At 42.8% G+C, this 12,286-nt stretch carries 4 protein-coding genes; 1 reads left to right on the forward strand and 3 read right to left on the reverse strand.

The genetic code is table 11. The annotated features are described in order from the left end of the window. Positions 1–14 precede the first annotated feature (14 nt). The 3 genes from CWC02_RS13445 to CWC02_RS13455 all read right to left on the reverse strand — a co-directional run bounded on the left by CWC02_RS13445 (position 15) and on the right by CWC02_RS13455 (position 5,656). Positions 15–1,436: an HlyD family type I secretion periplasmic adaptor subunit gene (locus tag CWC02_RS13445; protein WP_138618713.1), complete on the reverse strand. Its 1,422-nt coding sequence runs from the start codon at positions 1,434–1,436 to the stop codon at positions 15–17. Next, positions 1,433–3,571: a type I secretion system permease/ATPase gene (locus CWC02_RS13450; RefSeq protein WP_138618715.1), complete on the reverse strand. Its 2,139-nt coding sequence runs from the start codon at positions 3,569–3,571 to the stop codon at positions 1,433–1,435. Before CWC02_RS13450 ends, CWC02_RS13445 begins: the two co-directional genes overlap by 4 nt. 72 nt (positions 3,572–3,643) lie before the next feature. Continuing rightward, entirely contained in the window at positions 3,644–5,656 is a 2,013-nt protein-coding gene (locus CWC02_RS13455) for a TolC family outer membrane protein (protein ID WP_249364109.1), read from the reverse strand. A gap of 244 nt (positions 5,657–5,900) precedes the next feature. Between CWC02_RS13455 and CWC02_RS13460 the strand changes: the two genes are divergently transcribed. Next, entirely contained in the window at positions 5,901–12,272 is a 6,372-nt protein-coding gene (locus tag CWC02_RS13460) for a retention module-containing protein (RefSeq protein WP_138618717.1), read from the forward strand. The last annotated feature ends 14 nt before the right edge of the window (positions 12,273–12,286 follow it).

Raw genomic sequence — 12,286 nt, forward strand, 5'->3', positions numbered from 1 at the left:
CATTAAAAAGCCCGCTAGCGTTCACTCATTGCCAGCGACGTTGCACGCAAAATTGGTTTGAATAAATACTCAAGAACCGTTTTTTTACCGGTAATAATATCGACTTGTGTAGTCATTCCCGGAATGATGGTTAGGTTGTCTGCAAAGTGATTACGATTTGTTTTAAGCTGCACTAAGTAAAATGTATTGTCTCTGTCATCTGTAATCGTATCAGCGCTGATATGAGTAACTTCAGCCTCTAAGCCGCCATAGATCGCAAAATCATAAGCGCTAAATTTAATCATTGCAGCTTGACCTGGGCGTAAAAAAGCAATGTCTTTAGGTAGAATTTTAGCTTCAACAACCAATTGATCATCGAGTGGAATAATTTCAATTGCGTCGCTGCCAGGTTGGAGTACTCCGCCAACTGTGTTGACTAATAGGCGTTGAACCGTTCCATTGACGGGGGAGCGAATCTCCGTTTGTGCAACTTTATCAGCAAGTCCAGACTCAGTTTCTTTCATTGCATCAAGCCTGAGTAAGGCTTCTGATAGCTCATTACTCCAGCGATTTATCATGGCAAGCTCAACTTCGGTGACTTTGTTTTTTGCTTCATTTATAGCTGATAGGCTACGATTTATTGCCGCTTTTGTTCGATTTATTTCACCTGTATGTTCAACAATTTGGCGCTCTAAGCGAATTATATCTATGTCTGATACCGCACCTGTGCGAAGTAGGGGGCGAGTTACTGCTAACTCTCGGTTAGCTAAACTCAATGAATTTGTGTGTTGCTGTAATGCAGCCCTAGCTTCGGCATAATCTTGTCGACGCTGCTCTAATTGGCGTTTATGAATGGTAACCTGTTGCTCCAGTTCTTTGTTACTGCTTTCAAAAATAGCTTGTTCATGTAGAACCGCGTCCGGTGCTTGCTCTATCAAGCTGGCAGCAAATAGCAGAGGTTTTTTTTGCGTAAGTGCTCTTAATCGCTCAACTTTAGCAGTCAAAGACAGTACCTTAGCTTGGTTTTCTCTAAATGAAGAAATAAACCGTGTGGGATCAATTTTTATTAAAACATCACCTGCATTAACAACTTGTCCTTCACGTACAAATATCTGCTCGACCATACCACCATCGTACGACTGCACTATTTGCAATTTGTGAGATGGGATTACACGGCCTTCTCCTCTGGCTACTTCATCGAGATGAGCAAATCCTGACCAAACAATAAGCGCAACAATACTGATACAGATAATGTAAAGCAGTAATCGGGCACTTGCTGGTTGTTGCTGCATTTTTTCCCATTGTGCGTCAACGACCCAGTCTTGACTATTTGGCGGTGATAACCAACCGGAAAAAAGCTTAGAGAAAATAGAGGGACGTTTTGCTTTTTGCTTTTCCAGCACCTTGTTTAGATGCTCAAATGAGCGTTGTTCAATAGGTAAGTTTTTATTACTCATGATACTTTTCCTACTGTATGGTTATTTAAAGCCGATAACACCTGTGCCTTGGGGCCATCAGCAACCACTTTGCCGTTATCAAGTACAATGATGCGGTCTACCAGCTCGAGTAATGAGGTTCTGTGAGTGACGACAATTAAGGTCTTCTCTTGGCAGTTGCGCTTGATATTGTTAATAATTTTACTTTCGCTATTGTGATCAAGTGCTGATGTGGGTTCATCCATCAATAAGATGGGCGGATTGTTCAGAAGCGCACGTGCAATCCCAACAGCTTGGCGCTGCCCGCCAGAAAGTAGCCGGCCTTGTTCACCCACTTGTAGGTCAAAACCATCTGGGTGTGAGTTTATTAACTCAAATAATTGGCTTTGTTGACACGCAGATAAAATTTGCTCATCTTTAGCATGCCATGCACTAAGGGTGATATTGTCTTTAAGGGTGCCAAAAAATAAAGAAATTGTTTGTGGTACATAGCCAATGTTATGTCGTAACTCGGCAGGATCGATCTGATGGATATCATTATTATCTATTAAGATACTGCCAGAAGTTGGTTCATACAGGCCGAGAATTAATTTTTCAATTGTGCTTTTACCAGAGCCATTGCGACCAAGAATCGCTACTTTTTCACCAGACTTTATTTTAAAGCTAACACCACTTAATGCTTCATTGCTTTCTTGAGAGTACTTAAACCGAACATCATTAAATTCAATATCACCCAGTAGTACAGGGTGACTTAGCCAGTGCTTGCCGGCTGGGCGTTCAACTTCATTATCCATAATTTCATTGAGTGAATGCATTGCAATTGCGGCATGATGAAACTGAGCTAGCACAGCAGCAGATTGGGTAATTGGAGCCATAGTACGCGACGAAAGTAAGTAGGCTGCAATGAGCCCTCCTTGAGTGAGGTCACCGGAAATAATGAGATGTACGCCAACCATCATAATTATGACCCCAACACATTGCTGAACCCATGAACCTGCATTGCTGATAGAAGATGAAATTAAGCGGCTTTGCGCGTTAACGCGAGCAATGTAAATTGTTGATTTCTCCCAATTGGATTGAGTTTTACACTCACTATGAAAGCTTTTTACATCTTCAATATTAGTTAAGCTTTCAACTAAAATTGCATTGCGCATAGAGCTTGCTTTCATTGTTTGCTCTGAGAGGCTTTCAAGCTTTCGGTGGGCTGCTAATGCGTAACAGAGCAATATCAAAGCCCCGACGATTATTGGTAAGCTTAATTCGACGCCAATGATCGCAATTACGATTAAATAGAGTAAAACAAAAGGTAAATCGACAAGCGCAATAAGGGTCATAGAGCTAAAGAAGCCTCTGACCGCTTCAAATGATTGAATATTACTTGCAAACGAACCTGCAGAAGCGGGGCGGTTTTTTAGTTTCATGCCAAGTACGCGTTCCATAATGACAGCTGAAACTTTGACATCAATACGACTTGCTGCCAGCTCCACAAAGTAACTTCGAACTAACCGTAAAATAAAATCTGCGGTGAGTGCAATTAAAACACCGCTTGCCAGCACCCATAGGGTTTCTACTGCATGATTGGGTACAACACGGTCATAAACATTCATAACAAAAAGCGGCATCGCAATTGATAATACGCCTAATGCAATGGCAGAAACGACTACATCTTTGTATAAACTTCGGCACTCTTTGATGACTCCCCAAAACCAGCCATCTTTGGCTAATTTTTGTAGTACAGGGGAGCGTGCGTCAAAAGCGAATTCGGGCTGTGCATAAATAACCATTGCTGTGCTGCTATCAGCAAGTTTTGTAATACTGATTTTAACGGCGGAGTCATTTAATTCAGGGTAGATGACCTCAGCGTTGTCGTTTTCGATATCAAGCTCAGTAATTACACAGGCTTTATTACCTTTTAGAATTAACACCGCAGGTAACAAAGCTGTATTAAGGTCGCATAGGGGTTTGTGAACAATTTTAGTTTTAAAGCCTATACGTTTAGCGGCACGTGAAAAACCTGACGGAGTCAATAAGCCGTTCTCAAGGGGTAAACCGCTTAATAATGTTTCACGAGAAAATTCTCGATCATGATAGCGGCATAGCGTTTCTAAACAGTCAACAAGGCTGCCACCATGATCTTGAGCATCAGTTTCTTGCATACAATATCCATACTTATACCAATGCGCAAAAATACTAAATTAAGCGAATTGGTATCAAATTCACCATGAGCTTTACGACCAGCCATCTTTCATGACTGCTGGGCGGCTACCTGCGTCGGTTATCACTGCTTCAATGCGACGATTTGCAGCATTTGCTCTAACTGAAATCTCATTTATTCTTGGTTGATCAACACCATAACCAAGCGATTTCACTCTGTTTGGGGCAATACCGTATTGCTGGATTAATATCTCAGCAACCGAAGATGCGCGTTCTTCAGAGAGCTTTCTATTGTGAAGGGCTGGTCCTTCAAGGGAAGCATGCCCTTGAATTTCAACATTTTTGTTGGGGTGTTCTTTTAAGAAATCAGCAAGTCGAGCTATTTCCTGCATATACTGAGGGCGCACAACACTTGAGTCTGCGAGAAAAGGAATGCCAATCTCTACATTACTCGTGTTGCTTCGATACTTTGTGCAGCCTTTTTCATCAACCTCCGTAAATGCAGGCGTAGATGGGCATTCATCTTGCGCATTTGCGATACCATCATTATCATCATCGGCAAATGTCGTAGCTGTTTCGACAGGAGTTGCCGGCATAGTTAAGTAGCTAGGCATAGCGGTTACTGTCATATATGCATTATCTTGCTGTTTTTTTTTCTGCAAGAATGCTTGTCTGCCAATCGTTGCAGCTACATCAAATTTTGGACAAATACTGTCTGCATTTAATGCAATTGGGTCATCAGTTAACTCTGTAATTTTTGGAAACTTGTCGGATGTAACGTTGAGCGTGTCGAGTAATTTCCCCATCTCCGCAAGCATAGTTAAAATAGCTGACTGTCTGTCATATAGAGCCGCGATATAAGAACGATTTGATTGAAATGCTTCATTTTCAGCGTCAAGCACATCAAGTAACGTTCTTTGGCCAATATCAAACTGGTCTTTATAGGCATATTTTACTTTATTAGATGACTCTTTATGACTAGCAAGAGAAGGGATCTTATTTTGTAAAACCTGCACATTGTTATAAGCAACTTGAAGGTTTTGTCTAATTTCAATACAGGTTTGGTCGCGCTGATATTTAGCAACATTAATCTCTTGATAGGCTTGATCAAGATTCGCACTGTCTAAGCCACCATTGTATAAATTGTAGCGAATATCTATACCAACTCTTGCCTCAGAGCGAGTTTCATTTAAACCTAACTCATCTCTATCTTGCATTCCGTAGCGTGCAGATAAATCTACATTAGGATGAAATGCGGAGCGTTGTGAATCAGCATTCGCTTTTTGCGCTTCGATATTATACAGAGACGCGTAAAAGTTAGGGCTGCTTTTGTAAGCTATATCAAGAGCTTGATTGATGGTGATGGGAATTGCATCATCACTTAGTCTTGCTTTTGCTGTTCCTTTTGTTGGCAGCTCTCCAACAATGCGTAAATAGCGAGCACTTACATCATGCAAGTTTGCATACTCTGTCATAACATTCGATTGCGCAAGCGAGAGGCGACCATTAATTTGTTCAAGATCTGCTGCTCTAGCAACACCAGCACCAACGCTTTGCTCTATTTGCTGATAGACAGCCTCGTGCTCTTTTAAGTTATTTTCAGCAAGCTCAACTAACTCAGTGAACTTTTGCACATCTAGGTAAGCAATACTTGCCTGAAGTGCAATCTTTTCAGCTTGATCAAGTAGTTCAAAATAACGTATCAGTTGAATTCGTTCAAAGCGCTTAACTGTGTTCGATGTTCTAAAACCATCGTATAGCATTTGCCCTAATGTGAGCTCTGCTGTATTGCGGTTGTATTCATCTTCAATACCGTAGTTACGTTTTTCATAACCTGCACTCGCTGATACATCGACGGTTGGTAAATAACCTGAACGAGCAGCATCAATGCCATACATTGATGCTTTAAATGCATGCCAAGCTTGTTGTACTTCTGGGTTAGATGAAATTGCTTTATCAGATACATAATGCAAAGGCATTACAGAGGTTTGTTCTGCTTGTGCGTCGAATATACTTCCATTCGCTGCAAACATTAAAATAAGTAAAGCGCTGAGCTTTTTGCTAGTGAACTGCTTGCTTATAGCCATATGATCCTCTTTTTAGACTAATTTTTATTCACGCTAAGTTAAGGTTTAGCCAACAATTTCAAATACTGCAAATGATACTTTTGTGTTGCTTTTAGTTTTTTATTAATTGTTTTGTTTATTCGAATATTAGTGAAATAGTGCTGTTTTTTAGTGTTCACCTGTACCATAGTCCAGTAACAAAGTGTTACTTGCTGGCTAAGCTTAAGTTATACAAATGTATTACTCATAGTTTGAGGAAAAGCAAATGGACGCAAATCAATTACTGGTTATTGATGTACAAGGTTCTGCAGGCTTAGTGCAAGCGGATGGTTCTATAAAAGCCCTCTCAGTTGGCGATGTGATAACGGTAGGAGATACTGTTGTTACCGCAGATAACTCGACCATATTAATTGATGTACAAGGAGAGTCGTTGGCGATCCCTGCCAATAAATCAGTGACTATAACCCCTGACTTGCTAGCAAAAGAGACGCAAGATAACTCAGAGAATACCCTTTTCGATGATAGTATCGACGAAGCCATTGCAAGTTTAAATCAACCCAATCAACCAACCCCAGAGCAACAAACAGGCACTGATATCAGTGATTTTTTAGATGCGCTTGAAGGGGGAGGAGACATTTTAGATAATTTAGAGGCGACGGCTGCTGGTGGAGGCGGTGGTGCTGCATCTGGCGGAGGCACCTCGTTTGTAGAGCTAGCACGTATCGCTGAAGGTATCGACCCATCTAGTTTAGCATTTGATGACAGCTTTAACGCTGATAACACTGGCATTTTCTCTCCTAGAGATACAACCGATGGTGTTGTACCTGGTGATGAGTTAATTGCAACATTGAGTGTCAATGAATTAGGTCTTACTAATAATCCACAACCAGTTATATCAGGTACATCTGAAAACCTAGTAGGACAAACGGTCACGGTGACAGTAACCGACGCGAATGGTAATACCCAAGTTGTGACTGTTGTAGTCCAACCAGATGGTACTTTTGTAACACCACCACTTGACCCATTACCTGATGGTCCAATCACTGTCGATGTGGTTGCTCTTGATCCAAATGGTGACCCTGTATCAGATAATATTGGCGCAAGTATTGATACTGTCGCGCCAGTTGTAACGATTGATACACTTACTGATTCAGCGATTCAAAATGTACTAATTACTGGCACAGTGTCTGGTATCAGCAGTGGTGATACTGTCACTATCACTGTTACAGACAGCGCAGGACAAGTTCAGGTAATAGCGACGCAAGTAGATGATCAAGGAAATTGGAGTATTACGACTGAAGCACTTGCTGAGGGACTTTATACAGTCGTTGCATCGGCAGTTGATGAGGCTGGCAATGAAGGCAGTGATAGTGAAAATGGTCTAGTCGATCTGACTGCTCCCGTAATAATTATTGACACCATCGGCGAAACAAATGATACCACGCCAACTATTTCAGGAACGGTAAGTGGAGTCACTGTTGGTAGTGAAGTCACTGTCGTGATTACTGGCGCAGATAATACAGTGCAGACCGTAACTGCAATTGTTGCCGAAGATGGTAGTTGGATCGTTGATGTGCCTGATGCACTTGTTGAAGGTGAGTTTACTGTAACTGCAACAGCCGTTGATATTGCTGGAAATGAGGCGCAAGCAACGACCACTGGTGTTATTGATAATACAGCGCCTGTGATTAGTATCACCCCAATTGATGATACGCAGGACACTACGCCAAATATCAGTGGTAATGTTGTTGGTGTTCAACAAGGCACACTTGTTACCGTTGTTGTCACTGATATTAATGGTCAAGTTCAAACATTAACAACGGTAACCGATGCTGATGGGAATTGGAGTTTAGATGTTGTCGCAGATCTTGCTGAAGGGATTTTTGACGTAAGTGCATCCGTAACTGATGCAGCCGGAAATACTGCCCAAGCTGACACCCAAGGGGTTGTTGACTTGACGGCTCCTGACATAACGTTAACAGCTATTGCCAATACAAATGATACAACGCCAACCTTTGTCGGGCGAGTTGAAGGGGTGCCAGAGGGCACCGAAGTTACAATACAAGTTGTTGATAGTAATGGTCAGTCGCAAACGTTGACGGCGCTTGTTCTTGCTGATGGCAGTTATAGTGTTGATGCAATAAGCCCTTTGCCTGAAGGCAGTTTTACGGCAATTGCTACCGTTAGTGATGCTGCGGGTAACTCAGCATCTGCAAATACGACAGGTACCGTCGCATTTTCTCCTATTTCAATCACAATTGATTCTATTGCTGATAGTAATGACACAACACCATTGCTGAGTGGGCAAACCGATGGCGTAGCTACTGGAACGACAATTTCGCTGACAATTACAGCAAGTGATGGGCGGGTTATTAATTTACTCGCAATCACTCAAGCTGATGGAAGTTGGTCTATTCAATTGACAGAACCTTTACCTGAAGGAGATTTTACAGTTGTCGCATCGGTATTAGATCCTCAAGGCAATGAAGCACAAGCAACCGCGATTGGTAATGTAGATTTAACAGTCAGTATTAATTTCATTATTGATACTAATGACACGACTCCAAGTGTATCTGGTTCAACACAAGATGTTGAACCAGGCGCAGTCGTTACTGTTACATTTACAGGAAGTGATGGAGCGACTGAAACTTTACAAGTTATTACCGATGCAAACGGTAATTGGACTGTTGAAGCAAGTACTGCATTGGCTGAAGGTCAATTCACAGTCACCGCGACAGTAACCGATGAAGTGGGTAATACAGCGACAGCAACAGAAATAGGGGTCATTGATTTAACCGATCCTACTATTTCAATCAATCCTTTAAATGATACTAATGACACAACTCCACTAATTTCAGGATCTGTTGCAGATGTACCAGTAGGAACGACAGTTACGTTAGTCATTACAGATAGTAATGGTGTTGTGCAAACGATAACAACCACCACAAATGCACAAGGTGTATGGCAAGTCGAAACTTTAAATGAGCTTGCTGAGGGAGATTATACTGTCACTGCAAGCGCAAGCGACGAAGCGGGTAACACCAGTTCAGCAACAGCAACTGGCACAATAGATTTAACTGCACCAATTATTAATATTAATGCAATTGCTGATAGTAATGACACCACGCCGACAATATCTGGCACAACACAAGGGTTAAATGCTGGTAGCACAGTTACAGTCACGGTTACCGACAGTAATGGGAGTGCACAAGTATTTGCAACTGTTACAAATGCCGATGGCAGCTGGTCGATTAATATTGATCAAGAGCTAGCTGAAGGCGAGTTCACTGTTGTTGCGCAAACTCAAGATGAAGCAGGAAATAGCGCACAAGACATTGAAACGGGTGTGATTGATTTAACTGCACCTACCATCACAATTGATGAGTTTAACGATTCTAATGATGTTACACCCATTATTTCAGGTGTTGTATCAGGGGTTGATGCTGGCTCGGTTGTTACGATCATACTCGTTGATAGTAATGGAAATCAGCAAATACTGACGACCACAGTTAATGCAGATAGCAGCTGGCAAGTTGGTGCAAATCAAGTGTTGGCTGAGGGTGAGTTTACAATTACCGCAACAGTGAGTGATCCTGCTGGTAATCAAGCTCAAGATACGACGACAGGGATCATTGATCTAACCGCGCCAATTATAAGCCTTGATAACTTAGGAAGTAGTGCTGACAACACACCTACAATTTCAGGCACAGTGCAAGGCGTTGCAGCAGGCACACCGGTCACTTTAGTTGTCACAGATGCAAATGGCAATAGTCAGACGTTTACTGCAATCACTAATGATAATGGTGTATTTAGTGCAGACGTACCAGGCAGCCTTGCTGATGGGCAATACACGGTTACCGCTACGGTATCTGACTTAGCTGGTAATCAAGCCTCGGATTCAGAAACGGGTACGGTGGATAGTTCATCTTTAACTATCTTAATTGATGCGTTAGGCGAAACAAACGACACAACACCCAGTATTTCAGGTTCAACATTAAATGCAACAGCAGGTGATGTGGTCACGGTGGTGATTATTCCTGCTTCGGGTCCAAGCCAAACATTTACAACAACAGTTGATGCAAATGGAGATTGGAGTATCAATGTATCAGATGAACTTGCAGAGGGTGAGTTTACGATTGATGCCACTGTTACCGACCAATTTGGTAATACCGCAAATGATTCGATCACCGCAGTGGTTGATACGACTGCACCGCTTATTAGCATAGATACCATAGGCGCTATCAATGACAGTACGCCTCTAATTTCAGGCAGCTCACAAGGAGCGACGGCAGGTAATACAGTAACAGTTACTGTTGTCGACTCTCAAAATAATAGCCAAACCTATACGACAACTGTTGATGCTGATGGAAATTGGGCAGTGCCTGTTACAAGTGCAGTGTCGCAAGGGGAATTTACTGTAACAGCCAGCATCACTGATAATGCAGGTAATACAGGCACGGATACTGAAGTTGGTACGTTCGATGGAATTAATCCTTTATTAACGTTAGATTTTGATCCTTTGACTAATGACAGTACGCCGTTGATCACAGGCACAACTGATGTCACTGCAGGCAGTATTGTTACTGTCAACGTTACTGACAGCGATGGCGTGGTACAAACGCTTTCTGCGGTTGTGGCTGCGGACGGAAGCTGGTCAATCAGCCCTAATACGCCTCTAGCTGAAGGGGCGTTCACGGTGACAGCAAGTGTAGAGGATGAATCTGGCAATCAAACGCAAATCACTCAAAACGGTGTTGTTGATCTCACTGCTCCAATTATTACGATTGACAATTTGGGAACGGTCAACGATACAACGCCTACAATTAGCGGACAAACGAATGAGCCTGCGGGTAGTATCGTTACGGTTGTTGTCTCAGATGGTATTAACAGCTATGAATTTAGCGCAACCGTTAATGCTGATGGCAGTTGGTCTGGGGATGTGCCTGCAGAATTAGACGATGGCAACATCAATGTTACAGCGTCAATAACTGATGCTGCAGGCAATCAGGCCCAAGCAACGAATAGCTTTATTTTAAATAGTGCTGCGCCTAGCATTGCAATAGATGCAATCAACGAAACCAATGACACAACGCCAGCTATAAGTGGCACCTCAGATGCCCCTAATGGCAGCGTCATAACTATAATTGTTGAAGACAGTAATAACAACAGCCAACAGCTTACTGCAACAGTGCTGAATGGTCAGTGGAGTGTAGAGATACAGCAAGCTTTAAGTGAAGGCACATTTACTGTTAATGCGTCAGTAACAGTTGATGGCTTGACCAGTGATGCTGCTGCTCAAGGCGTAATTGATGTAACAGCGCCGACAGTCAGTATTGATGCCTTAGTAGATAGCAACGATGTAACTCCGATCATTACGGGTCAGACGTCAGGTTTGGCGGCTGGTAGTGTCGTAACACTCACAATTACTGACAGTGCAGGAGCCGTTCAGACAGCATCTGTTGTTATCTCGCAAGATGGTTCATGGTCAGCAGAAGTTAGCAATGCGCTGGCTGAAGGACAGTATTCTGTATTAGCTGAGGTGGTAGATAATGCAGGCAATGAAGCGAGCGACTCTCAATTAGGTATCATCGATTTATCTGCGCCTACAATTAGCATTGATGCTATTGCTGATACAAATGACGTTACACCTACTCTAACGGGTCAAACAACAGGTGTACCGCAAGGCACGCAGGTAACTTTATTAATAACAGATAGTTCGGGTAATACCCAAACTTTAACTACTACCACATTAGCTGATGGATCATGGTCTGTTGATGCTGAGGTTATTATTGCTGAAGGAAGCTTCACTGTCGAAGCATCTGTGAGTGATGTTGCTGGAAACTCTGCTTCAACCTCGGCAACCGGTTTAATTGATTTAACAGCCCCTACTATTAGTGTTGATCCATTGTCAGATAGTGCTGATGTAACACCGCTGATCAGTGGTGTAGCGAATGGTGTGGCAACAGGTACACTTGTTAATTTAGAAATCACCGATAGTGCTGGTAATGTTCAAACAGCGACAGCGATTGTTCAAGCGGACGGCAGCTGGTCTGTTGAGCCTAGCGTAGCAATTGCTGAAGGAGAATTTACTGTTGTTGCTACAGTACAAGATACTGCAGGAAATCAAGGATCTGACACCGCAACGGGTAATATCGATACCACAGCACCAAGTGTATTCATCGATCCTCAAAATATCACAAATGATACAACCCCAGTATTCTCAGGACAAAGCTCAGGCGTTCCTGCAGGTACTGAGGTTAGACTAACGGTTACCGACAGTGCTGGTAATATTCAAACTTTAATTGCTATTACTAGTGCTGACGGAAGCTGGTCAGTTGCTGCAACTGAAGTACTTGCCGAGGGTAATTACACTATTGAAGCAGAAGTTTCAGATGCGGCAGGTAATACTGGTACCGATAGTGCCACTGGTGAAATCGACATTACCGCACCGACGATTAGCCTTGATACCTTGGCCGATAGTAATGATGTGACACCGCTCATCAGTGGGCAAACCACCGGAGCGGCAGTGGGCAGCTTAGTGCTGCTTACTATCACTGACAGTGCCGGTAATGTCCAAAGTGCGACAGCGACGGTGCAAGCGGAGGGCAGTTCGTCTGTTGAGCCAAGTACCGCATGAGCCGAAGGCGAATA

The organism is Pseudoalteromonas sp. S2721 (assembly GCF_005887425.1).
Taxonomy (GTDB): domain Bacteria; phylum Pseudomonadota; class Gammaproteobacteria; order Enterobacterales; family Alteromonadaceae; genus Pseudoalteromonas; species Pseudoalteromonas simplex.